Below are 23426 nucleotides of genomic sequence, written 5' to 3' on the forward strand. Positions count from 1 at the left end.
TTTCTTTATTTAGTTTTTGAAAAATTTTCTTTGAAAAGAAACTTTCCAAAATCAAGTACACTTTCTAAAGGTGTTGTATTAAATACGTCAAAAATAGCGTTGACGGATTTCTCAATAGCCACATCTGTTTTTTCAAAGCGGGCCGAATTATCATCCATCCAATATTTTAAAAGGAATAAGGTTTGTAACCACGCGCCTTCGCTAAAAATCGAAACCGGATTTTTACTCAATCGCGATGACTTTTCATCGTTAGCCTGTTCAATTAAGTCTCCGGCAAATTCGCGTACTTTAATACGTAAATCTCTTAGCTGAGCTAAACTCTTCAAATGATTTTTCTCTTCTTCCAACGCAAAAAGCACATAACTGCGATTTGCAGTCAACACCTCAAAAAAGGTGTAAAAGAAGGACAACATTTTTTCCCTATTGGGATAAGTCTTGTAATCGGAATTTTTGTGTAGTACACTAATCGTATTCTCATAAAATGCAATCCATATAGATTCCCGTATTCCCTGAAACGATCCGAAGAAATTATAAAACTCTCCTTCCTGTATATTATGGTCTTTACAGAATTTAAAAACAGAGGCAGGACGTTTACCATGTTCTAGAACATATTCCATATACAGAGTCATCACGGCTTCTGCATTAAGCTCTTTCTTATTAGACTTTGTGGATGTTGCTTTCTTTGCTACCATTGTTTTAATCTTCTCCTGTAAAATTACCTCTGTTTAACCTTTTATCAAAACGCTTAAACAAAATGTTACGTTAATGTTCTTTCATAAAATTTGAAACTTGTGCCAGTTTGTCACGAGCGGAGCTTTGGTATTTTTTTTGAAAACTTGAACGTGAAAAAATTTTTAAAATTAATGGCGCGAAGCGCATAAATTCACAATACATATGTCCACAGGTAAAATAAATGTTGCTGTTGAAAACATTTTTCCGCTGATCAAAAAGTTCTTATACAGTGATCACGAAATTTTCTTACGCGAGCTGGTATCTAATGCAACAGATGCTACGATTAAGCTAAAACATCTTACCAGTATAGGTGAGGCTAAAGTTGATTATGGTAATCCTATTATCGAAGTGAAGGTTGATAAGGAGGCCAAAAAACTTCATATTATTGACCAGGGTATCGGGATGACCGAAGCCGAGGTGCAGAAGTATATTAACGACATTGCCTTTTCAGGAGCCGAAGAATTCCTTGATAAATACAAAGACACCGCTAAAGACAGTGGAATCATCGGTCATTTTGGTCTTGGTTTTTATTCTGCTTTTATGGTTGCCAGCAAGGTAGAAATCATAACCAAATCGTATAAGGATGAGCCAGCTGTACATTGGGTATGTGATGGTTCACCAGAATTTGAACTTACAACTGCTGAAAAGACCAAACGTGGTACCGAAATCATCCTTCACATCGCAGAAGACTCCACTGAATTCTTAGAAGAAGGTCGCATCCGCGAATTGCTTACCAAGTACAATAAATTTATGCCGGTGCCTATCAAATTTGGCACTAAAGAAGAAGAGCTTCCGTTACCGGAAGATGCTGCTGAAGACGCAGAGCCCGAAACCAAAACGGTTGACAATATCATCAACAACCCAAATCCAGCCTGGACGAAGCAGCCTACTGATCTGGAAGATAAAGATTACAAGGAATTTTATCGCGAGCTCTACCCCATGCAGTTTGAGGAGCCGCTCTTCCACATTCATTTAAATGTTGATTATCCCTTCAACCTGACCGGTATCCTGTATTTCCCAAGACTGGGCAAGGATATGAACATTCAGCGTGATAAGATTCAGCTGTATCAAAATCAGGTTTTTGTAACCGATAATGTAGAAGGTATAGTGCCGGAATTCCTTACCATGTTGCGTGGTGTGATTGATTCGCCAGATATTCCGCTTAACGTATCACGCTCGTATTTGCAGGCTGATGGTGCCGTGAAGAAAATATCAAGCTACATCACCCGTAAGGTTGCAGATAAGCTAAAATCCCTGTTTAATGAAGATCGCGCAGATTTTGAAAAGAAATGGGACGATATCAAAGTAGTAATTGAGTACGGAATGCTCAGCGAAGAGAAATTCTTTGATAAGGCTGAAGCATTTGCCCTCTACCCTACTGTTGATGGAACTTATTATACCTACCCTGAGCTTGAAGAAAAGATTAAAGAAAATCAGACTGACAAAGATGGTAAACTGATTGTCCTTTATGCTTCAGACAAAGATGCGCAGCACAGTTACATCGCTTCTGCAAAAGATAAAGGTTATGAAGTATTGTTGCTCAATTCGCCAATTGTTTCGCACCTGCTTCAAAAGCTTGAAACCTCAAAAGATAAGGTAAGCTTTGTACGTGTAGACGGTGATGACATCAATAACCTCATCAAAAAAGACGAGGAGCACATCTCAAAACTTTCAGATGAGGAAAAAGAAAATCTGAAAAAATTGCTTGATGAGACTATTGCAGATAAAGCCTATACCGTAAAACTGGAAGCTTTAGACAGTACTACGGCTCCATTTACTATTACGCAGCCCGAGTTTATGCGTCGTATGAAAGAAATGCAGGCAACAGGCGGTGGCGGCGGTATGTTTGGTATGGGCAATATGCCAGATATGTATAACCTCGTTGTGAATACAAACAGCGAACTGGTAGGTGAAATACTAAACACCAAGACCAAGAAAAAGCAGGAACGTTTAATCACACAGTCATTAGATTTGGCGCGTTTGTCTCAGGGCTTGCTTAAAGGCGAAGCTTTAACTAACTTTGTCAAACGCTCCTATGAGATGATTAAATAGGTAGTTAGATCGTAGATTTGAGAACCTTGATCTAGAAACCCTGACTTCATATTAAGAACCGCTCGTTATTCGGGCGGTTTTTTTATGCCTAAAACTTGCCAAACGCTAACGTTTCTTTAACCTCCTTAGCTAACGAGTTCCTTCCTTTTTAGGTAACTTTCGACCTATAACCAAGAATATGTTCCACTTTACCGCAACCTATACAGACCTGTACCAACTGAGTATGGCTCAGGTTTACTTCAATAAAAATGAAAATCAGCAGGCTGTTTTTGACTATTACTTCCGCAATTTGCCTTACAAAGGCGGTTATGCCGTTTTCGCAGGGCTGGAAGAATTGCTGGATATCATTGAAACCCTTCGGTTTTCTGAAGCCGATTTGGAATACCTGAAAAGCCATGATTTTGAACCCGCATTTTTAAAGTATCTGAAAGATTTTCGCTTTAGCGGAAGCATTAAAAGTATGGCTGAAGGCGAGGTGGTTTTCCCAAACGCACCTATTCTAGAAGTAGAAGCAAACCTGATCGAGGCACAGATTATTGAAACCATTTTGCTCAATATTCTGAATTTTCAAACCCTCATAGCTACCAAAGCCAGCCGCATTCGCAATGTAGCCGGCAACAAGACCCTGCTTGATTTTGGTTTACGCCGTGCTCAGGGCCCGGGTGGATATTATGCATCGCGGGCTGCTATGGTAGGTGGTTTTGACGGAAGCAGTAACGTGGTGACGGGAAGAGATTTTGGGATTTCGATAAGCGGCACGATGGCGCACGCCTTTGTACAAAGTTATGATGACGAGCTGACTGCCTTTCGGGATTTTGCAAAACACAGACCCAAGAACTGCGTTTTACTCGTAGACACCTATGACACACTTAAAAGCGGTGTGCCTAATGCCATCACGGTCGCTAAAGAAATGGAAGAACGCGATCAGAAATTACTGGCCATACGTTTAGACAGCGGGGATCTTGCTTACCTCGCCAAGCGAAGCCGTAAATTACTGGACGACGCCGGTCTCAATTATGTAAAAATCGCAGCTTCTAATCAACTGGATGAGTACGTGATTCAAAGTTTACAGAATCAAAATGCGCCTATTGACATTTACGGTGTAGGTACAAATCTGGTCATCGGCAAGCCCGATGGCGCTCTGGATGGTGTTTATAAATTGGCTTTCGCCAACGGAAAGCCTAGAATTAAAATTTCAGAAAGCATCTCTAAGGTGACACTTCCGCATAAAAAGCAGGTCTTTCGTGTATTTACAGAAGATGGAACGATGGTGGGTGCAGATGCTGTGGCGCTTGAAGAAGAATGGCATATCAACCGCATGCACCATCCGGTTGAGCCTTTTAAAAATCTGGTGCTAACAAGCCTAAAACAGGAACCTATGCTGCATCCGGTGATGGAATCGGGTAAGCGTCTTAATCCCAAAAAAAGTCTTCAGGAAATCGCCGCATTTAGCCGGAAGCAGGTAAACGCACTTCCCGATGAGTATAAACGTTTTGATAATCCGCATATTTACAAAGTGGGTATAAGCACCCAACTTAAGCAGGAACGCGATAAACTTATTGAACAACATAAAGAATAATCTTGCAAAAACTTACTTTATTTCTACTTCTGGCCCTATCCTTCTCAAAACTTTCTGCCCAATCTGAAAATGAAAAGGAATACCTCACGAAAGAAGATAATGCCGCTTGGATAGAGTCCTTTAAGAATTTAGACACCAAAGAGCTTCAGCTTAAAGCCATAAGAGAAAAGATTTACAGCGATAGCATTTATATTGCTCCGAGACCGGGAATTTCGCACACCGGTTTATCTGATGAATCTAAAAAAAGCCTGAAAGCAAGACAGGAATCATTACCTCAAGTAACATCTGATTGTAAGATTTTAATGGTGTTGAATTCAGAAAATATTCAAACTGAAATTGATTTGAAGAAAAATCCGGAATCTATAGCATTGGTTGAAAAGCTCATTCCGCAAAACATTGAAGGTATTCAAATACTGGAAGGTACAGAAGCTATGGCCATTTTTGGTGCCCGCACGCGGGGCTGTGCTGTTTTACTCTTACAGGCAGCTTCAGACAAGCTAAGCCTTCCTGAAAACTAAATCACAAACCCACTAGAACGTTACTACTATATGAAAGCACTTCTCATCATAGATATGCAAAATGATTTTATGCCTGGCGGAGCGCTCGCGGTACCCGGCGGAGACCAGATTATTCCACTGGTAAACAAGCTACAGGATAAATTTGAACTGGTCATCGCCACTCAGGACTGGCATCCTGAAAATCATTCCAGCTTTGCTGAAAACCATCACAATAAAGCAGAATTTGAGACCATAGAGCTTGACGGCCTTGAGCAGACGTTGTGGCCTGTACATTGCATTCAGACTTCAGACGGAGCAGATTTTCACCCCCACCTTAACGCTTCGCGCATTGAAGCTATTTTTAGAAAAGGTACCGACCCAAAAATTGACAGTTACAGCGGCTTCTATGATAATGCTCACCTCAAATCAACAGGACTATCGGGATATTTAAAGGAGAAGGGGGTTACCTCAATCTATTTTTGTGGTCTTGCCGCGGAATATTGTGTTGGATTCTCGGTACTGGATGCCCTCAATGAGGGTTTTAAAGCAACCCTCTTTGAAGATGCTACACGAGCCTTAAATGAAGATGCTTTTGAGGCTACAAAAAAACAAATTCTTGATAAGGGTGGAAGAATTAAGCGCGCTGAAGACTTATTTTAGGGCGAAGAATTCAATCAAAGGATAGTACTTGACCACTTAAGACTACCGGTTAATTACAGCTTACAGCCTGCATTATGCAGGCTTTTTTATGCGCCAATTTCGGCAAGAAGGCAATTCGATTACCTGTATTTTCAGTATAAAAAATTATGAATTTTCAATCAAAAAAGTATTTACATTAGATACGATTAGTACACCATAAACACCAACCAGAATTGCGGTATTCCGCATCATTTTTATGATACACCCACATACTGAAATACGCTTTATTAACGAACAAAAAGGTCATGGCGTTGTAGCCACTCAATTCATCCCAGCGGGCACCATTACCTGGGCATTAGACAAACTCGACCGGGAGTTTAGTCCTGCCGAATTTCAAAAGCTCGATCCGCTTTATCAACATATTCTGGACACCTATACCTACCGGAACAAAAGTGGGAATATGGTTCTGTGTTGGGATAACGGCAGATTTGTGAATCACAGTTTTAAATCGAATTGTTTAAGCACCGCGTACGATTTTGAAATTGCTATTCGTGACATTCACCCCGGAGAAGAACTGACTGACGACTATGGCTATCTCAACGTAACCAGTCCGTTTGAAGGTATAGATGAAGGCACCTCCAGAAAAGTGGTGTATTCTGATGATTTATTGAATTTTTCCGAAATGTGGGATGCTCAATTACTTGAAGTGTTTCCGAAAATTCTTGAAGTTAATCAGCCTCTTAAAAATCTGGTTTCCGGAGAAATCTGGTCTACGATCCAGGCAATCAATGCCGGTCAGGTAACGATGGCTTCCATTGGAGAAAATTACTTTCGGCCTTAAAGGCGCAAAAAATAAGAATCTGTCCCTTTTAGAACGTATTTAAACCGTATTTTTCATCAAAAAGAGATGATTTTTGGTGGAATAGACGGTTGCAAAGCGGGATGGCTACTTATTACTTACGAAAGCGGCAACTACGATTGGGAGGTTGTTCCAAAAATAAACGACCTAACCTCCTGTTTAAATCTAAAATCCCGGGTGTTCATTGATATGCCCATTGGCCTGGCTTCTAAAGAGTACCCTCGTACGATTGAACAGGTTCTACGAACGGAATTAGAAAACCGAAGCTCAACCGTTTTTAGTGTGCCGGTAAGAGCTGCTGTTTATGAAAAGAACCGGGATCTGGCCAAGCAGCTAAACAAGGAGGCTACAGGAAAAAGTCTTTCTGAGCAATCGCTAAATATTAAGGATAAAATCTGTGAGGTTGATCTGTTTATACGGAATTGTAGCTCTCCTATCGAGCTTATTGAGTCACATCCTGAACTGTGTTTTAAATATTTAAATGGCAGCATTCTTCAGACAAAAAAATCCCAGAAAGCAGGAATTGAAGAGCGTCTTAGCATCATCAACAGGTACGACCCTGATTGCGCGAAGCTGTTTTATGAAATACTAAAAAATACCTTACGTAAAAACGTAAAGCCCGATGACATTGCAGACGCGCTGGTTTTATGTTTGGCTAACCGGCTCAATTCAGAACAACAGCCTGATTTTTTAATAGATGCTAATCTTCACGACGCGTTTAAAATCCCTATTAGAATAGGTTATCACAATCCCGAAAGCGAATAAATTTTAAATTTTACGGAATTCCATAAAATTTCAGACTTTCCAATACTTATATTCGCCAGGCCTAACTTAATCGTGACCAAATTTTTGATTATCAAAACAAAACCTTTCACCTATGATTACACTTAGGCACCGCAAACGAAAGCGCTTTCTCAATCTTACGTTGGGTATTCTTTGGCTTCTGATTTTCGGATTTAGAATCATTTCTAAACCAAAGCCTGATGCGTTTGATTTTTGGATCATTGCTTTTGCGCTCTTCTTTATCCTTTATTTTGTATACCTCACTAAACGCCCAGTCCTAACCCTTAGTGAAACGCAAATAATAAGACATCATTTTTTGAAAGATAAAATCTTACCCGTCAGTGACTTGTCAGAATTTGTAGTAAATGCTAAGGGTGATTATGTACTTAAGTCTAATTCGGGTAAATCTATTTGTTTTAAACCGGTATATTTAGACCAGAAATCTCTGGGAGTATTTAAAAAATTTTTAGCTGTTCTTATTTCTGAAAAGAAAGACAGACGTGATTAGACTCCCTTACAAATTCAGATTTATGATTGAGGCTCCCTGGCACTATTATAGTATGGCGGCAATGTATATTGTTGCAGGCATTATGCATTTTATAAAGCCAAAAGCGTATATGCGCATTATGCCCAGATATCTGCCTGCCCATAGAACACTGGTATACCTTAGCGGCCTTGCTGAAGTAGTTTTTGGTATATTATTATTTTTTGATTCAACACAAGTACTTGCTACTTGGGGAATAATTGCGATGCTAGCTGTTTTTCTGCTGGTCCACGTATATATGCTTTCATCTGCCAAGGCTGGCCTTAATTTACCCAAATGGTTGCTCTGGCTCAGATTACTTTTACAATTTGGCCTCATGTACTGGGCCTATTTTTACCTCAACACATAAAAAAACCCACGCTTTGGCGTGGGTCTTTGTAAAGTTTTTTAGTATCTGATTACTGAAGCGTAATAGCTTTAGTAAAGTAATCGTTTCCTATAGATACTCCTATTTTATAGGTACCTGCAGGTAATGAATTTAGGTCTAAAGCCTGTTTTACAATAAGATCTTTATTTGAAATAGATTCAATGATCTCACCATTTGCATCATAGATACGGGTTGTTGTTTTTACTTCTTTAGGATTAGTAAAGGAGATCAAAACAATACCTTCATTTACTTTGTAACTTGGCTTAAAGATGGTTTTGCTCTCATCACTTACAATATCAAGTCCGTCAGATTTTCTTGAAATTGTTGTATATGATTTTGCATAGTCATCTTCATAAATAAGATAATACTTTCCAACGGGAAGTTCTTCAAGACTTAAAGTCTTACTGTCATTTGAAGTAGCGCCTGCATATTCACTAAATAATCGCTCTCCGTCAACATCTTCAAGATAGATCTGAGCACCTTCTATAGCATTAGTATAAGCTACATTAACGCGGAAATTGTCATTAACTGTTACCGCTATTCCGTCTGCTGCGTTTACATTCAAACTTAAAAGTACGATTGTAAACAGAACCAAAGTTTTAAATAGAGTTTTCATAGTTTTGGGTTTTTTCAATTTGTTTGATACAAACTTAGGGCGATTTTCCACTTCTAAATAGAAGCCATTATGCATATTTATGTCCTATTTTAACTCCACAACCGATTTAAATTTTAATTTTGTGAAAAATATACATATTAAGGTTAAAATAGCATAGTCAATTATGATTGCTCTTGACTAATTTTAGAGTAGCTAAAAAGATTTCTAATTATGATAAAATCCCCAAAACCCGCTTTTGAGAAAATTGAACCCGGTTTTGGCAGTTCATTTTCATATAGAACCTACGATGAAAACCACGAGAACAACAATCTTAATTTCTGGCACTACCACCCCGAGCTTGAGCTTGTTTATGTAAAGAAAGGTACTGGTAAAAGGCAAGTAGGCAGCCATATTTCGTATTATAGAAACGGCGAACTTATTCTGATTGGCTCAAACCTGCCGCATTGTGGCTTCACAGACTCGTTAAGCAATTATGAGCGTGAAACCGTAATACAAATGAAACCTGATTTTCTAGGTGAATCTTTTTTTCAAATTCCTGAGATGCGAAGTATTCAGGGATTATTTGAACGAGCTAAAATGGGGATCGTGTTCCATGGTGACTCTAAGCGTGAGATTGGCTCAAAGATTGAATCTTTAAAAGATCTACAAAGCTACGAGCGTCTTTTGGGCCTTCTGGAAATCCTTAAACTTCTTGATCGGACTGATAATTATACCATTTTGAATGCTCAGGGTTTTATTCTTGAAACTGAGTTACAAGATAATAACCGTATAAATGTCATATTTAACTTTGTAAAGGAAGAATTTAAAAGACAAATCTCATTAGAAGAAATTTCTGAATTAGTAAATATGACCGTTCCTGCCTTCTGCAGATATTTTAAAAAAATTACAGGAAAGACTTTTACGCAGTTTGTAAATGAGTATCGCCTGGTTCACGCCGCAAAGCTTCTCCATGAAAAGCCCATCAGTATCACAGATGTATGTTTTGAAAGTGGATTCAATAACTTCAGTCACTTCAATAAACAATTCAAAAAGTTCACTGGTAAAACTCCTTCAACTTACCGAAACGAGCTAAAAAACGTTGTCTCTTAAAGGATATCTAAATCCGATTAAGTACTTGTAAAATTCTGGCAAGTACGGTTATAAGTGTGAAATTAACGCTATTTGTTTATAGGGAAACATTATTTTAATTACATTTATCAACCCTCAAATTCAGTCCCTCCCTAGGTTATTTTATCATCATTTTGACGTATTTTTATGATGCATTGTAAGATTTTCATTCTTACAATAGTGTTAAATTATTAGTCAAACCGTAACTTTTAAAAGTTTTTAACAACTATTAGTATTGATCAGTTAGAATTCTAAAGTCCCAAATCTAAAAAATCATACCCAACCATGATTCTACTTAATTGGCAGGAAATTTTCTACATAAATAGATTCACCACATCCAGGTGGGATCCTCAAAGTCGTGATGATGTCTATTTTGAAATGATCTTCATTGAAGAAGGAAGTGGTCGCATAAGTCTTAATGGAAAGACAATCAATTATAAAGGTCGAGACAGTTTCATATTTTCTCAAGAGGAAAAACCCGAGATAAAAATTTACGAAACCACCACTTTTATAGTCTACCGCTTGACGCAACTTATGTTTTCGAGCAAAATAAATCTCAACGAAAGACAGTATTGGCTCAGAAGGTGCGAGTATATCTTCAATCATCCCAAGCGCAGTTTTGATACCGCCGTGCGCAAAATGGAAGATCAGGATTTAATTTGGCGTATTATCTTCTTTATAAATAAAGAAAATTCCAACAAGGAACAATACTATCTCGAAATCATAGCTAATATGCTGAGTACGCTCTTAAGTATTTTAGCGCGCAATGTTACAGACACTCCATTTTCAAAGGAATTATTACTTAAGTCAGCCAAGAAGACAGAACGTATAGATGAGATTTACGCATACATCAGATACAATATTTACGACTCTAAAAAGCTCAAGATTGCTAACATCGCAAGACATTTTCACATTACCAGTAGTACTTTAAGTAATTACTTTAAGAAAGAAACGGGTAATTCCCTGCACAATTATATCATTCTTTATAAACTAGAGATAGTAAAAGACCGTTTATTGAATTCTGAATTCACCGTCTCACAGATTGCAATTCAATTAGGCTTTACCGATGAAAGCCATCTAACCCGAATCTTTAAGAAATATTGCGACAGTACTCCAAAGCAGTTTAAGATTGATAACGGACAGGAGTGAAATTAGGTCTCAGATTTAGGATTTAGTCAAAAATTTCATTTAAAACAGCAGCCAGTCTGAGTCCTCCTTTTTGCAGTTGTTGAGTCACAAGACTCATATAGTCTGCAGAATACCGGTACCCTAATTCCTCTCCTATTTCGGCAGAACTATATACCTCGTCGGCCAGTTTTTGGCCCTCTGAAACCCATGATAACAAATCACCAGAGGTAAACATCTTAAATTCCTTTTTTGTCACTTTACCGAAATTAGTGCTCAATTCACTATAAGACATTCCGTAACCTTCAATCATTTTAGTATCCCAAACTGAGTGCAGATTGGTACCATCTTTAAACCAGCGCACCTGAAAATCATTTCCGCCTTTATCAGCTGCGTGACCTAAGTGCAAAGGTTGGTGCAAATCACCTATAAAATGTACCAGCAGTTTAAGGTGAAATGCTTTTTCTTCCCTGGAACTCGTATCACTCGTCAATACGTCTTCACAGGTTCTGATGGCCATTACTAAATCGCCGTATTCATTCTTATCAGCATCCGCGTAACTCAACCTGGGCTCGATATTTACATAATGCCAGCTGCTGTACTTTCGATATTCCTTGTAGCTTTTTATTTCATCAGCATAAGTAGAAACGGTTACTAAGGTCTCATCTTCCAGAATTTCCTTTATAGCCTTTTTTGCTTTACCGGATAGATAATTAGTTGCAATAGCTGCTGTTGCCCTATGTCCTTTTTGACCCCAATCATCAGCCAGGCCTGAAAAGCAGGATAATAACGTGAGTAAAATACAGATACCTAATTTATTCATTGCCTATTTTTTTTTGCAAAAGTAAGCATTATAGCCACCATGAAACACCCTTTTAGCCTACAGCAAAACCACTAGACCCCCTTAAAAACTGATTAAGAGTCTATTACAGACTTATTTATTCTTAATTTTTTTGAATACCGGGTCATGATGACCCTTTATCAATTTTGGTATATTTTTAGATAAGAAAGAACTGGTTTAAAGCTGTAACAAATAATGCTATCTTACGTTTAATTGTGGTTGAGCCTAGATTTTTCTTAATAACTTTGATAGTAGCTAACACTTATAGATTTGGTCCCATATGAATACCTTTAAAGAAGTCCAACGATTTGACCAATGGTGGTTACGACTGCTTTTAGTCGTAATACTTGCCCTTGCAGTAAGTCCGCTTATTATGGATTGGGACACGCTTAAGCTATCGCGTTTTGAAATCGCATCAGTTATACTTAGCATTATAGTTATTCTGGGCGTATTTATAGGTTTTTGGTATGTTTTTAAGCTTGAAACATTAATTGATTCCCGAGGAATCACCTACCGGTTTTTTCCATTCCACATCAAATCCCGATTCAAGGCCTGGGAAGAAATTAAAAGCGCTACGGTACGCAAATACAATCCTATACGTGAATATGGAGGCTGGGGTTATCGAATATCATTTACCAAACGAAAAGCTTTGAACACGAAAGGAAATAAAGGTGTTCAACTCTATTTTAAGGATGGTAATGAGTTACTTCTGGGTACGCAATACCCTGAAAAAATGAAAAAGATTCTTGACCATTATAAAATTCCGGTAAACTCTACTTTGTAATGAAACCATTTCTTTACGTGCTTGTTTTGTTTCTGTCGCTATCTTCAAGTGCGCAGCAGTGGACGGAATCTGAAATACGTGTAAACGACTTAATAAGTGGCACCTTACTAGAACCTTTAACTAAGACGGACACGCTTGCCATAATCATTGCCGGATCGGGTCCTACTGACCGCAACGGCAACCAGCAAATGCAACAGAATAACAGTCTAAAAAAACTGGCAGAAGCACTTACCCGTGAAGGTTTTGCTACATATAGATACGACAAAAGGATTCTCAAGCTTCTTCGGAATAATGCTTTAAAAGAAGAGGATTTACGTTTTGACGACTTTGTAAAAGACGCTGAAGATGTAGTTCGCTATTTTAAGAATCAAGGTTTTAGACATATTACTCTTATAGGTCACAGTCAGGGTGCACTTGTTGCCAGCCTTGCTGCCTTGAACGAACCGGTAGATAAACTTGTTTCACTTGCAGGCAGTGGTCAGCCTCTTGACTTGCTCATTATAGACCAATTGACCAAACAGGCTCCCGGACTTGTTGAGAATGCCAGGCAGGCTTTTAATGATTTAAAAACTCAGGGCAAAGCCGAAAACTTTAGTATAGGTCTGGCCTCACTCTTAAGACCTTCGGTGCAACCCTTTATGAAGAGTTGGATGATTTATGATCCAACAACAGTAATTCAAGATCTTGATATTCCCATTCTGCTAATATCAGGTACAAAAGATATACAGGTTCCTCCAAGTGAATCCCAGTTGCTTAAAGAAGCTAAACCCGAAGCAAAACTTGTGCTAATTGATTCTATGAATCACGTGCTAAAAGAAGTGAATGGTGATGATTTAGAAAATGCAAAAACCTACAGCAATCCCGGACTTCCGGTTGTAAAAGAGCTTATTCAAGAAATTGCCTTATTTGTCAGAGAAGGCAAAAACTAAACCTGAATTTCATTTCGGTTATTTGTAAAATTTAAGAAGGCTTTTATAGTGGTATATCTTACAGAATTTAGGCATATTTGTACCCCTTAAAAACAACCTTATGCAGATTAAAAATTTACTTGTTTATTGTTTACTTTTTAGTACACTGCTCAGCTGTAGCAAGAGTGGAAACTTTGTTCTAACCGGTAAAGTAAACGGTTTACGAAAAGGGGTTCTCTACCTCCAGAAAGTTGAAGATACCGTGCTTGTCAATCTGGATAGTGTAGTTGTTGATGGCGATCCGGAGTTTGAACTGTACGCAGATCTTAAAGAGCCTCAGGTTGTTTACCTTACTTTAGAAAAAGTTGACGCCTCAGACTATGATGATCGTATTTTGATTTTTGCAGAGCCTGGAGAAATGACCTTAAACACCTCCCTCAAAAATTTTCAGAGTCAGGTGGCTATTACAGGCTCAGAAAATCAACTAAAGCTTGATGAATACAATAAAGTTCTGCGCAGGTTTAATGATGAAAATCTAAACTTGATTAAAAAGAGCTTTGAGGTTCGCAAAGACGAAAACGAAGACTCTATAGTATTCTATGACCAAAAGATTCAAAATCTTATTAAGCGAAAATATTTGTACACGGTTAACTTCGCAATGAACAATAAAGATTACGAAATCGCCCCTTATCTTGCCGTGTCCGAAATTTTTGATGCAAATGTGAAGTATCTCGATACCATTTACAAATCATTAGAACCAAAAGTAAGACGTTCTAAATACGGTAAAGTTCTGAAAGATTATATCGAAGAGCGCGAGAATACTAACATCGAAGAGCAGACTCAGACCAAAACAATCTCGGAAACAGACGGCATCGAAGAATAATTAACAGCTAGCATAAAAACAAAAATCCGGTAATGATACATTACCGGATTTTTGTTTGTTACCAATCGAAGATTAGAGCGCGTTAACCCTATCGATTAATTTACCTGCTTTTTCCTCAAGCTCGGTATTAACCGCTTTAAGATGTTTTCTTCTATTTTCTACGGTTTGATCGTTTACTTTAGAGATTAACTCATCAAATAAAGCTATAGAATCATCTACAATAGCTTCTGCTTCTTTATGATCTTCTTTAGGATTAGAAGCTTCCCAGAAATAAGCTGCTTCTATAATATCACCCAATACAAAATTGATGTCTTTTTTTAAGTCTCGTATACTTGCCATAATTCTAAATTTTCTGCAAAAGTAAGTCTATTTTAGGTAGTAAGACAGATCTGTCAAAAATCATTACAAAATTCTCTTAGAGATAAACCTCTAAGACTTCACAAGCTTCAGCTGAGATTGTAAGTCCGCTGTTTGCCGCGGGTAACAGCAAAGTTTGCCCGGTATTAATAGATCCTGAAGCACCGCTACCTTCATAAGTGAGACTTCCGGAAACTACTATGAGAATAGTAAATGAATCTGTTCTGTTTATGATGTAGTCTTTACCTTCCAACTTGAGCCAGTCGGTTTTAAAATAGGTATGATGCTTAAGCGTTTGAGGTGTATTACTTGCTTTCCTGTCGTATTCCAGCTTAAAATCCTGGGTTAGCTCAAAGTCCAGCACTTCACGCGACTCAGCAACGTGTAAGTCTCTTAAATTCCCTGAATCGTCTTTGCGGTTGTAGTCATACACACGATAGGTTACGTCTGAGGTTTGCTGAATTTCGGCCAATAAAACCCCACCTCCAATGGCGTGAATGCGACCGGCATTAATAAAAAATGAATCTCCTTCGGTAACCACATGAGTATCCATCACTTCTTCTATGGAAAGATCTTCAATACGCTTATCGTACTCTTCCTTAGTGATTTTTTTGTTAAAACCTACAGTTAACAAAGCTCCGGGATCAGCTTGCATAATATACCACATCTCTGTCTTACCGGTTCCTGTGGGTGAAGTCTCATCTGTGGGGTGTACCTGAATGGAAAGATCCTGAGCTGCATCTATAAATTTTATCAGCAATGGAAAATTTTTACCAAATCGCTTATAGACTTTTTCGCCTAATAAAGCTTCCGGATTCATTTCAATAAGTTCGTGCAAGGTTTTTCCCTGCAGGTCTCCGCTCTTAACAAGGCTTTGTCCCTCCGGAAGATCTGCAATTTCCCAACTCTCTCCCATTTTTGCCTGGGCGTCATTGCCTTTCTGAAATAAAGAATAAAGCTTTTGACCTCCCCATATTTTCTCCTTTAATACAGGCTGAAAGGTAAACGGATAAAATGATGTTTGCATAGTATAAATCAGCTAATTGTTTTGAGTTTAAGTTCCTGAATAGGTCACAAAATTGCGAGCAGTCTCGTAAAGCGTTATTTCAAGGTCAAATTTAGTATCAAGCCTACTCTTCAATTTATTATAAATTACCACACAAATATTTTCTGCAGTAGGATTGAGATTTTTGAATTCGGGTAAGTCTTCGTTTAAGTTTTTATGATCAAAATGATCTTCGATCTCTTCTTTGATAAGGTCTTTAAGCACTTTTAAGTCGATAACAAATCCCGTCTCAGGATCAATAGCCCCGGTTACGCTTACGATCAAATCATAATTATGACCATGATAGTTAGGGTAACTGCACTTGCCAAAAACTTCCAGATTCTTTTGATCATCCCAATCTGCTCTAAACAGTCTGTGTGCAGCATTAAAATGGGCCTTACGTTTTACAGTTACTCGGGTCATTGCTCAATATGATTGTAGAACTTCTCAAAAATAATTTTAAACCAGGCTGTATACACTTGTGGATTCTTTTCCATATCGGTTTTGATATCGGGTAAAGACATCCATTTCCAGGCTGCCACTTCTTCAGGATTTAAATTGGGTTCTCCGTTATAAGATCCTGTTAGGATATGATCGTATTCGTGCTCAGTAAGACCATTATCGAAGGGGGCCTTATAAATAAATGAGATACTTTCTTCAAGCTCTGCCGTGAACCCCATTTCTTCCATCAGGCGTCTTTTACCAGCTGCAATATGGCTCTCCCCTTCCCGCTGATGACTGCAACACGTATTGGTCCATAAACCGGGAGAATGGTATTTTGACAGCGCGCGTTGCTGTATCATAAGCTCTTTAGCATCGTTAAATATAAACACCGAAAATGCTCTGTGTAATAATGCCTTTTCGTGGGCTTCCATTTTTGGCATTAAGCCCACCTGGTTATCGTTTTCATCAACAAGAATTACCAGTTCTTCTGTCATAGTTTGCTTTTTTTTGGTAAATGTACAAATACACTTGAGGCTTAACAATATAAAAAAGCCTTCTTATTCAGAAGGCTTTAGGGTTTTTGTTATGTTAGATGCGTATTAATAATCCTGAACAAGAAATTCACTGCGTCTGTTAAGCTGATGTTGCTCTTCAGTACACGATACACCATTGCTACATTCATTAAGCAATTGTGATTCTCCATAGCCTCTACCTGTTAAACGATCTCGACTTATACCACCTTTCTCAACTATGTAATCAATTGTTGACTTATTACGTCTCTCTGAAAGAGCCATATTGTATGCATCATTACCGCGACTATCGGTGTGGGAGCGCACATCGATACGAAGCTGAGGGTATTCTTTCATAATTTCGATAATCTTGGCTAGCTCAACTGCCGCATCAGGTCGTATATACGATTTATCAAAATCAAAATAGATAGGATTGATTAACTTAGCTAAATCGAAGTCTGGTGGAATATCAATAATTGAAGGCTCAAGTTCAATAACGAGTACTACCTCACTCGATTTTTCGGGAATGGTAACATTCTTCTCAGCTGTCGCGTAACCTTCCATTTCTGCTCTTGCAAAATAATCTGCGCCACAATCCGGATTCTCATAATTAAACTTAGCATCAGGAGCTTCCGCAACCCCTGCAATTATAAGTTCATTATCGATGTTGCGAATACCTACCTGAGCACCATTTAAGGGCTCTCTGGTATTTTTATCGATTACCTGTACTATGAGCGTGCTTTCGCAGGCAGCTCTGGTAAACGTGTAAATATCATCATCCAAAGGATCATTTGAACGGTTTGAAGCAAAGTAGCCTGTACTCGATTCTGTGTCGTAGATAAAGGTAAAGTCATCTTTAGGGCTGTTTACAGGCTCTCCTAAATTTGTAATACTGTTCTTCTCAGAATCGTAAACATACACATCAAGACCTCCAAGGCCTCCACGACCGTCAGTAGAGAAATACAGCTTACCATCTGCATCAACAAACGGAAAGGTATCTCTGCCAGGGGTGTTTATGTCTGCACCAAGATTTTCAACGGTACCGTATCCATTTTCAGTGATCTCAACCTTCCATAAATCAGATTCGCCGTAAGTACCCTCTCGATCTGATGAAAAATAGAGTGTTTTACCATCTGCTGAAACTGCAGGATGCGCTGTAGAGAAACTGTCGCTATTAAAAGGTAATTCCTGAACATCACCAAAAGGACCATCTCCTGTTCTTGTAGCCTTGTAAAGTTTTAACTTATTAGTATTCTTCTTATCGGCACGATAGACCTCATTGGTGAAATTATTTCGTGTAAAGTAAAGCGTATTCCCATCTGGCGAAAGGCTTGCGGTACTCTCGTGAAATTCGGTATTTACGCTTCCTTTAAATTTAGAAACTCCATTTACCTGCCCCTGGTCTGTAATATCACCAATATATAAATCTAAAAAAGGCTGATTATTCCAGGAGTGGATTCGAGTGGTCAAAGTACCGGTATCGCGTGTTGAAGAAAACAATAATTTTTCACCAAAATAGGCAGGAGCAAAATCAGAATAGCCAACACTATTGGCGCTAAGACGTTCAATCTCAAATGTACCAAAAGCATTGCCCGATTTTATTTCGTTTATAGACACCGCATTGTCATAACCGTCACCTTCGGCCTGAGCCAATTCTTCATATTTTTTGATCATGGCATCTGAAGCATCATAATCTTCAGTAGCCCGCAAAGTCTGAGCGTAACGAAAATATTGATTAGGTGTTACTTCCTGAGGGTATTTCTCAACCAGTTTTGCGTACCACTTTGCAGCATCATCATAATCTGCATTGTAATAATAACTATCTGCGAGTTTCCCAAAAAGATCTGCAGACTCGTAACCTGCTTCTGCTACACGTAAAAATATCTTTTGAGAATCTACAAAAGCATATTGATTAAACTTCTTTGTTCCTTTAGAAAGATCGCGTTCCTGAGCATAGACAAACGTGCTAAAACAAACCAGAACTACTATTGAAAGTTGTAATTTTTTAAACATAAGGTTCATAGTTTTTGATTTTAGAAGAATCGAGGAGTTAGCATTCTGTCGTACTCTTTAAACAATTCAAAGCGTAAGAAGACTTCATAAGTACCGTCATTGTACGTGGCATTACCCAATTCAGTACTTTCACGATCATAGGCAAAACCTACCAAAAGACCATCACTTATTTGAAATCCTACTAAACCACTTAAAGCAGCACTCCAGCGATAGGAAGCTCCTAAAGTAAGTTTGTCATAGAATAAAAAGTTAGCGTTAACATCTACAGCCAATGGCGCCCCAGCTACCATTTTAACAAGGGTAGAGGGTTTAAACTTGACATCACTGCTTAAGTCAAATACATAACCTGCCAAACCATAATAGTGAATGCGCTCTTCAGCAACAAAAGTCTCAGCTGTTTGCGTACCGCTCCGATCAAAATGATTGGTTTGCAATAACTGTGGTGCCGACAGTCCACCATAGAACTTTTCATTATGATAAAAAATACCTACACCAACATTTGGAGAAAGCTTGTTATCTATGTTAATCAAAAAAGGATCTCCGGCATTGAAAGGATTAGTCCGAGCAAAGTCTACATCTAATAAGTTCAGTGATCCTTTTAAACCAAAGCTTAGTTTACCTTCCATACCCGTTTCAATGGTATAACTGAAATCTGCATTGAAATAGGTTTCACGTGCGGGACCTAAAGCATCGTTTACTAAACTAAAACCCAGTCCCACCTTACCCAGACCAATAGGACTGTGAACAGTAAGGTTTTGTGTTCTGGGAGCTCCGTCAAGACCTACCCACTGACTACGGTGCAACATCAATATACTGGTCACTCCACGGTTACCTGCATAGGCAGGGTTTATAACCAGTGGGTTATACATATACTGTGTATATTGAGGATCTTGTTGTGCCTGAGCATTAAAGCTCAGAAGCACAACAAAACCACACATTAGACTTTTTACTATTCTTTTCATCATTACCAGCTTGTTTTTATAAATACTCATCTAATGATGTTTTATTAATTAATGTATAAGAATGAAGCTAATCGACGTATTTCTCCATTATCGCGCTCGTACTCGATAACATAGTAATAAGTACCTGTAGGTAATCGTTCTCCTCTTCGCACTGTTGCGCGACCGTCAGAGAATCCTCTAAAGACATTATCACTCATTGGATTGTATCCTGTAGTACTGAATACTTCAACACCCCATCGGTTAAATATTTGAACCTTGTTATTAGGGAAGTTCTCAATATTCTGAATCATAAAGATATCATTCAATCCATCACCATTTGGAGTCATCACATTGTAGACGATTATATCTTCTACATTTTCGACACCTTGTAGTGGTGTAAACGTCGCATCATCAGGCTCACCATCTCCATCCAGATCCTCATCTGTTGTATTGTTTGGATCATCTGAAAGATCTTCAATCACTTCACCATTAGATAATACTCCACTAGCAATAGCCTGGTTAGTTACACCTGCTGATTCAATATCTTCCTGAGTGATCGTGTAGATTGCACTGAAGGTTGAAGAATCAACTGCGCCTGGAGCAAGGTCTATTGGTCCACCTGTAACAGGAACTAATGGATCGTCAATTACAATATCAAATATTGCTGTCTCACCCGTATTGTATACCGTAAACGTATAGGTAATCGTTTCACCTTCGTCTGGAATACCATCACCATCTTCGTCATTAAACACTCCTACTTTCTCAACACTCATTCCTGTAACTCCAGGAGTAACTGTTACGGTAGGATCATTACCCGGATCACCGTCACCATCGTCATCAGCAAGTTCGTCTCCGTTATCTGAAACATCGGTAACTTCTTCTCCAAACTGATCTGTACCTGTAGCAATTGCCGTGTTCGTTACAAAACCTGCCTCAATATCTTCCTGAGTGATCGTGTAAACTGCCGTCACCACACCGCTTTCACCGGCAGCTAATGTTTCGGGAACTAAAGCAAGTCCGGAAATATCAAGTCTATCATCTTCAATTACAATATCACTTACACTGGTATTACCCGTATTGGTTACCGTGAAGGTATAGGTAATGGTTTCTCCAACCTGTGCAAAAGCATCCTGATTTTCATCATTCAACACTGCAGTTTTCACAAATTGAAGTTGTGACACCGGTGATTCTTCGATAACAATGTACACCGTTGCAACATCTGTTGCCACAGGCGAACCTGCATCAAATATCTGATACGTGAATTGATCTGTACCTGTAAAGCCGTCATTTGGCGTATAGGTAAATGTACCATCACTATTAATGACTACAGTACCATTAGCTGGACCCACTATTGGAGATACTGAAGTATCAACCGTCTGAGTTTGGCCTTCAGGGTCTGAATCATTGTCCAATACATTACCGCTAACAGGTGAATTTAATTCTCCGTAATAAGCATCATCATTTGCAACGGTAGTGTTTCCTGTATCAGCAATAACTTCGATGGTAACAGTACCTGTTGCACAAGCCTGTGGATCTCCGTTATCACAAACAGTATACTCAAAACTATCCTGACCTGAATAACCTGGATCTGGAGTATAGGTATACGTACCATCAGGATTTATTACAACCGTTCCATGTTCAGGATCAGTATTACCAGTTACCGTGATCGGATCTCCGTCAGGATCAAAGTCATTGCTCAATACATTGCCTTCAATAGGAACACCTACTTCTGTGATATTGGTATCATCATTCGCAACCGGAGGATCATTCGTCGTAGTTGGGAATGGAATCACCTGAATCACTACATCTGCCTGATCGCAAGCTCGTGGGCTACCACCGTCACACACTTCATAGGTGAAGCTGTCCTGACCGATAAAGCCGTCGTTTGGTGTATAGGTATACGTTCCATCTTCATTGAACACTAAAGTACCGTTGGCTGGCTGAGTCACTACCGTGTAAACCTCACTGCCCGCAGGACCGTCTGGGTTCTCATCGTTAGTGCCTACATCGCCACTTACAGCCTGACCTTCAAAGGTATCGTTGATGTCATTGATCGCTAAGATATCATTACCACCGTTCTCACTTGGATCGATGCTGATGTATACCGTTGCAGTATCAGTAGCGCCCTGTGCATCTGTGATGGTATAGGTGAACTGGTCTGCTCCGCTATAACCCATCTCAGGGGTATAGGTGAAGCTACCGTCTGTTCCTATTTCTACTGTTCCGTGTGCAGGTGCTGTGTTACCAGTTACAGTAAAGCTGTCGCCCTCAGGATCGCTGTCGTTATCCGTTACATTACCGGTGATCTCGTCTCCGATAAAGCCGAAGTACGCATCATCATTGGCCACTACTATATTAGCAGTATCTGCAACTACCTCGATCGTTACTTTTCCTTCCGAACAAAGTGCAGGGTTACCACTGTCACATACCGTATAGGTGAAGCTGTCCTCGCCTACAAAACCAGGCTCTGGAGTATAGGTAAAGCTGCCGTCAGGGTTAACCACTACACTACCATTGGTTGGTTGTGTATTACCGGTTACCGTGATCGTATCACCATCAGGATCAAAGTCATTGCTCAGTACATTACCGTCTACAGGTATACCTGCTTCAGTAATCGCTGTGTCGTCATTAGCTACAGGGGCTGCATTCTCAGGACCACCAACCGGCAATACCTGAATCACTACATCGGCCTGATCGCAAGCTCGTGGGCTACCACCGTCACACACTTCATAGGTGAAGCTGTCCTGACCGATAAAGCCGTCGTTTGGTGTATATGTGTACGTTCCGTCTTCATTGAAGACCAAAGTACCGTTGGCTGGCTGAGTCACTACCGTGTAAACCTCACTGCCCGCAGGACCGTCCGGGTTCTCATCGTTAGTGCCTACATCGCCACTTACAGCCTGACCTTCAAACGTATCGTTGATGTCATTGATCGCTAAGATATCATTACCACCGTTCTCACTTGGATCGATGCTGATGTATACCGTAGCGGTATCAGTAGCGCCCTGTGCATCTGTGATGGTATAGGTGAACTGGTCTGCTCCGCTATAACCCATCTCAGGGGTATAGGTGAAGCTGCCGTCTGTTCCTATTTCTACTGTTCCGTGTGCAGGAGCAGTGTTGCCCGTCACTGTAAAGCTATCCCCCTCAGGATCGCTGTCGTTATCCGTTACATTACCGGTGATCTCGTCTCCGATAAAGCCGAAGTACGCATCATCATTGGCCACTACTATATTAGCAGTATCTGCAACTACCTCGATCGTTACTTTTCCTTCGGAACAAAGTGCAGGGTTACCACTGTCACATACCGTATACGTGAAGCTGTCCTCACCTACAAAACCAGGCTCTGGAGTATAGGTAAAGCTACCGTCAGGGTTAACCACTACACTACCATTAGTTGGTTGTGTATTACCGGTTACCGTGATCGTATCACCATCAGGATCAAAGTCATTGCTCAGTACATTACCGTCTACAGGTATACCTGCTTCAGTAATCGCTGTGTCGTCATTAGCTACAGGGGCTGCATTCTCAGGACCACCAACCGGCAATACCTGAATCACTACATCGGCCTGATCGCAAGCTCGTGGGCTACCACCGTCACACACTTCATAGGTGAAGCTGTCCTGACCGATAAAGCCGTCGTTTGGTGTATAGGTGTACGTTCCGTCTTCATTGAAATTGTTCCAGTGGCTTCAACAGGACTATTTGCAACGGTTCCATTTGTAACTGTTACTACGACTGTAAATGTTTCATCCTCTTCAAATGCTGTATCATCTACTGTTGGTACTGTGATTGGACCGC

Annotated in this window: 24 protein-coding genes; 13 read left to right on the plus strand and 11 right to left on the minus strand. The window is 39.5% G+C overall.

The features are described 5' to 3' along the window. Window positions 1–5 precede the first annotated feature (5 nt). Window positions 6–692, minus strand: coding sequence for a TetR/AcrR family transcriptional regulator (locus tag CJ305_RS15970; protein ID WP_099647300.1), 687 nt, complete (start codon window positions 690–692; stop codon window positions 6–8). A gap of 202 nt (window positions 693–894) precedes the next feature. Between CJ305_RS15970 and htpG the strand changes: the two genes are divergently transcribed. The 8 genes from htpG (at window position 895) to CJ305_RS16010 (ending at window position 8034) form a co-directional block, all read left to right on the plus strand. Continuing rightward, window positions 895–2784 carry a molecular chaperone HtpG gene (gene htpG / locus CJ305_RS15975; protein WP_099647301.1) on the plus strand — a complete coding sequence of 630 codons (1890 nt, stop codon included), beginning with the start codon at window positions 895–897 and terminating at the stop codon, window positions 2782–2784. 178 nt (window positions 2785–2962) lie between these two features. Next, window positions 2963–4363 carry a nicotinate phosphoribosyltransferase gene (locus CJ305_RS15980; RefSeq protein ID WP_099647302.1) on the plus strand — a complete coding sequence of 467 codons (1401 nt, stop codon included), beginning with the start codon at window positions 2963–2965 and terminating at the stop codon, window positions 4361–4363. 2 nt (window positions 4364–4365) lie between these two features. Beyond that, window positions 4366–4881, plus strand: a complete 516-nt coding sequence (locus tag CJ305_RS15985) for a hypothetical protein (protein WP_099647303.1) — start codon at window positions 4366–4368, stop codon at window positions 4879–4881. Between the two features lie 30 nt (window positions 4882–4911). Then, window positions 4912–5520, plus strand: a complete 609-nt coding sequence (gene pncA, locus CJ305_RS15990; RefSeq protein WP_099647304.1) for a bifunctional nicotinamidase/pyrazinamidase — start codon at window positions 4912–4914, stop codon at window positions 5518–5520. 235 nt (window positions 5521–5755) lie between these two features. Further along, complete coding sequence (locus CJ305_RS15995) at window positions 5756–6340, plus strand: SET domain-containing protein (protein WP_099647305.1); 585 nt, start codon at window positions 5756–5758, stop codon at window positions 6338–6340. A 66-nt stretch (window positions 6341–6406) separates the two neighbouring features. Then, a complete protein-coding gene (locus CJ305_RS16000) occupies window positions 6407–7123 on the plus strand; it encodes a DUF429 domain-containing protein (RefSeq protein ID WP_099647306.1) in 717 nt (238 codons plus the stop codon). Window positions 7124–7457: 334 nt separating this feature from the next. After that, complete coding sequence (locus CJ305_RS19315; RefSeq protein ID WP_143469400.1) at window positions 7458–7649, plus strand: hypothetical protein; 192 nt, start codon at window positions 7458–7460, stop codon at window positions 7647–7649. Between the two features lie 22 nt (window positions 7650–7671). Next, window positions 7672–8034, plus strand: a complete 363-nt coding sequence (locus CJ305_RS16010; protein WP_394340055.1) for a DoxX family protein — start codon at window positions 7672–7674, stop codon at window positions 8032–8034. A 49-nt stretch (window positions 8035–8083) separates the two neighbouring features. Here the strand turns inward: CJ305_RS16010 and CJ305_RS16015 are convergent, their stop codons facing one another. Next, a complete protein-coding gene (locus tag CJ305_RS16015) occupies window positions 8084–8647 on the minus strand; it encodes a T9SS type A sorting domain-containing protein (RefSeq protein WP_189319472.1) in 564 nt (187 codons plus the stop codon). Between the two features lie 231 nt (window positions 8648–8878). On the opposite strand from CJ305_RS16015, the gene CJ305_RS16020 reads away from it, so the two are divergent. Next, window positions 8879–9757: an AraC family transcriptional regulator gene (locus CJ305_RS16020; RefSeq protein ID WP_099647309.1), complete on the plus strand. Its 879-nt coding sequence runs from the start codon at window positions 8879–8881 to the stop codon at window positions 9755–9757. A gap of 303 nt (window positions 9758–10060) precedes the next feature. Next, window positions 10061–10924 carry a helix-turn-helix domain-containing protein gene (locus CJ305_RS16025; protein WP_099647310.1) on the plus strand — a complete coding sequence of 288 codons (864 nt, stop codon included), beginning with the start codon at window positions 10061–10063 and terminating at the stop codon, window positions 10922–10924. Window positions 10925–10946: 22 nt separating this feature from the next. Here the strand turns inward: CJ305_RS16025 and CJ305_RS16030 are convergent, their stop codons facing one another. Further along, window positions 10947–11723, minus strand: a complete 777-nt coding sequence (locus CJ305_RS16030) for a S1/P1 nuclease (protein ID WP_099647311.1) — start codon at window positions 11721–11723, stop codon at window positions 10947–10949. A gap of 298 nt (window positions 11724–12021) precedes the next feature. Here CJ305_RS16030 and CJ305_RS16035 point away from each other — a divergent pair, with 298 nt between their 5' ends. The 3 genes from CJ305_RS16035 to CJ305_RS16045 all read left to right on the plus strand — a co-directional run bounded on the left by CJ305_RS16035 (window position 12022) and on the right by CJ305_RS16045 (window position 14316). Further along, window positions 12022–12525, plus strand: coding sequence for a hypothetical protein (locus CJ305_RS16035; protein ID WP_099647312.1), 504 nt, complete (start codon window positions 12022–12024; stop codon window positions 12523–12525). Next, window positions 12525–13454, plus strand: coding sequence for an alpha/beta hydrolase (locus tag CJ305_RS16040; protein WP_099647313.1), 930 nt, complete (start codon window positions 12525–12527; stop codon window positions 13452–13454). Before CJ305_RS16035 ends, CJ305_RS16040 begins: the two co-directional genes overlap by 1 nt. 100 nt (window positions 13455–13554) lie before the next feature. Further along, a complete protein-coding gene (locus tag CJ305_RS16045) occupies window positions 13555–14316 on the plus strand; it encodes a DUF4369 domain-containing protein (RefSeq protein ID WP_099647314.1) in 762 nt (253 codons plus the stop codon). Window positions 14317–14388: 72 nt separating this feature from the next. On the opposite strand, the gene CJ305_RS16050 is transcribed toward CJ305_RS16045, so the two are convergent. From CJ305_RS16050 to CJ305_RS19650, 8 genes are all read right to left on the minus strand, one after another. Continuing rightward, window positions 14389–14655, minus strand: coding sequence for a hypothetical protein (locus CJ305_RS16050; RefSeq protein WP_099647315.1), 267 nt, complete (start codon window positions 14653–14655; stop codon window positions 14389–14391). A gap of 76 nt (window positions 14656–14731) precedes the next feature. After that, window positions 14732–15700 carry a type I phosphomannose isomerase catalytic subunit gene (locus CJ305_RS16055; protein ID WP_099647316.1) on the minus strand — a complete coding sequence of 323 codons (969 nt, stop codon included), beginning with the start codon at window positions 15698–15700 and terminating at the stop codon, window positions 14732–14734. Between the two features lie 27 nt (window positions 15701–15727). Beyond that, window positions 15728–16141 carry a 6-pyruvoyl trahydropterin synthase family protein gene (locus CJ305_RS16060; RefSeq protein ID WP_099647317.1) on the minus strand — a complete coding sequence of 138 codons (414 nt, stop codon included), beginning with the start codon at window positions 16139–16141 and terminating at the stop codon, window positions 15728–15730. Continuing rightward, entirely contained in the window at window positions 16138–16656 is a 519-nt protein-coding gene (gene idi, locus CJ305_RS16065) for an isopentenyl-diphosphate Delta-isomerase (protein ID WP_099647318.1), read from the minus strand. Before idi ends, CJ305_RS16060 begins: the two co-directional genes overlap by 4 nt. Before the next feature lie 105 nt (window positions 16657–16761). Then, window positions 16762–18684 (minus strand): OmpA family protein, encoded by a 1923-nt coding sequence (locus CJ305_RS16070; protein WP_099647325.1) that lies wholly within the window; start codon window positions 18682–18684, stop codon window positions 16762–16764. A 20-nt stretch (window positions 18685–18704) separates the two neighbouring features. Beyond that, a complete protein-coding gene (locus CJ305_RS16075) occupies window positions 18705–19622 on the minus strand; it encodes a PorP/SprF family type IX secretion system membrane protein (protein ID WP_223248899.1) in 918 nt (305 codons plus the stop codon). 68 nt (window positions 19623–19690) lie between these two features. Next, window positions 19691–23257 carry an Ig-like domain-containing protein gene (locus CJ305_RS16080; protein ID WP_262490587.1) on the minus strand — a complete coding sequence of 1189 codons (3567 nt, stop codon included), beginning with the start codon at window positions 23255–23257 and terminating at the stop codon, window positions 19691–19693. Further along, a partial coding sequence (locus tag CJ305_RS19650) for a hypothetical protein (protein ID WP_223248898.1) occupies window positions 23185–23426 on the minus strand: 242 nt, incomplete at its 5' end. The genes CJ305_RS19650 and CJ305_RS16080, both read right to left, overlap by 73 nt.

It is taken from the genome of Leeuwenhoekiella nanhaiensis (assembly GCF_002744755.1).
Classification (GTDB): domain Bacteria; phylum Bacteroidota; class Bacteroidia; order Flavobacteriales; family Flavobacteriaceae; genus Leeuwenhoekiella; species Leeuwenhoekiella nanhaiensis.

Excerpts from the sequence above, each read along its gene's own strand:
- CJ305_RS15970 (WP_099647300.1), bottom strand. The coding sequence starts at position 692 with ATGGTAGCAAAGAAAGCAACATCCACAAAGTCTAATAAGAAAGAGCTT.
- htpG (WP_099647301.1), top strand. The coding sequence starts at position 895 with ATGTCCACAGGTAAAATAAATGTTGCTGTTGAAAACATTTTTCCGCTG.
- CJ305_RS15980 (WP_099647302.1), top strand. The coding sequence starts at position 2,963 with ATGTTCCACTTTACCGCAACCTATACAGACCTGTACCAACTGAGTATG.
- pncA (WP_099647304.1), top strand. The coding sequence starts at position 4,912 with ATGAAAGCACTTCTCATCATAGATATGCAAAATGATTTTATGCCTGGC.
- CJ305_RS15995 (WP_099647305.1), top strand. The coding sequence starts at position 5,756 with ATGATACACCCACATACTGAAATACGCTTTATTAACGAACAAAAAGGT.
- CJ305_RS16000 (WP_099647306.1), top strand. The coding sequence starts at position 6,407 with ATGATTTTTGGTGGAATAGACGGTTGCAAAGCGGGATGGCTACTTATT.
- CJ305_RS16010 (WP_394340055.1), top strand. The coding sequence starts at position 7,672 with ATGATTGAGGCTCCCTGGCACTATTATAGTATGGCGGCAATGTATATT.
- CJ305_RS16020 (WP_099647309.1), top strand. The coding sequence starts at position 8,879 with ATGATAAAATCCCCAAAACCCGCTTTTGAGAAAATTGAACCCGGTTTT.
- CJ305_RS16025 (WP_099647310.1), top strand. The coding sequence starts at position 10,061 with ATGATTCTACTTAATTGGCAGGAAATTTTCTACATAAATAGATTCACC.
- CJ305_RS16030 (WP_099647311.1), bottom strand. The coding sequence starts at position 11,723 with ATGAATAAATTAGGTATCTGTATTTTACTCACGTTATTATCCTGCTTT.
- CJ305_RS16035 (WP_099647312.1), top strand. The coding sequence starts at position 12,022 with ATGAATACCTTTAAAGAAGTCCAACGATTTGACCAATGGTGGTTACGA.
- CJ305_RS16040 (WP_099647313.1), top strand. The coding sequence starts at position 12,525 with ATGAAACCATTTCTTTACGTGCTTGTTTTGTTTCTGTCGCTATCTTCA.
- CJ305_RS16045 (WP_099647314.1), top strand. The coding sequence starts at position 13,555 with ATGCAGATTAAAAATTTACTTGTTTATTGTTTACTTTTTAGTACACTG.
- CJ305_RS16050 (WP_099647315.1), bottom strand. The coding sequence starts at position 14,655 with ATGGCAAGTATACGAGACTTAAAAAAAGACATCAATTTTGTATTGGGT.
- CJ305_RS16055 (WP_099647316.1), bottom strand. The coding sequence starts at position 15,700 with ATGCAAACATCATTTTATCCGTTTACCTTTCAGCCTGTATTAAAGGAG.
- CJ305_RS16060 (WP_099647317.1), bottom strand. The coding sequence starts at position 16,141 with ATGACCCGAGTAACTGTAAAACGTAAGGCCCATTTTAATGCTGCACAC.
- idi (WP_099647318.1), bottom strand. The coding sequence starts at position 16,656 with ATGACAGAAGAACTGGTAATTCTTGTTGATGAAAACGATAACCAGGTG.
- CJ305_RS16070 (WP_099647325.1), bottom strand. The coding sequence starts at position 18,684 with ATGTTTAAAAAATTACAACTTTCAATAGTAGTTCTGGTTTGTTTTAGC.
- CJ305_RS16075 (WP_223248899.1), bottom strand. The coding sequence starts at position 19,622 with ATGTGTGGTTTTGTTGTGCTTCTGAGCTTTAATGCTCAGGCACAACAA.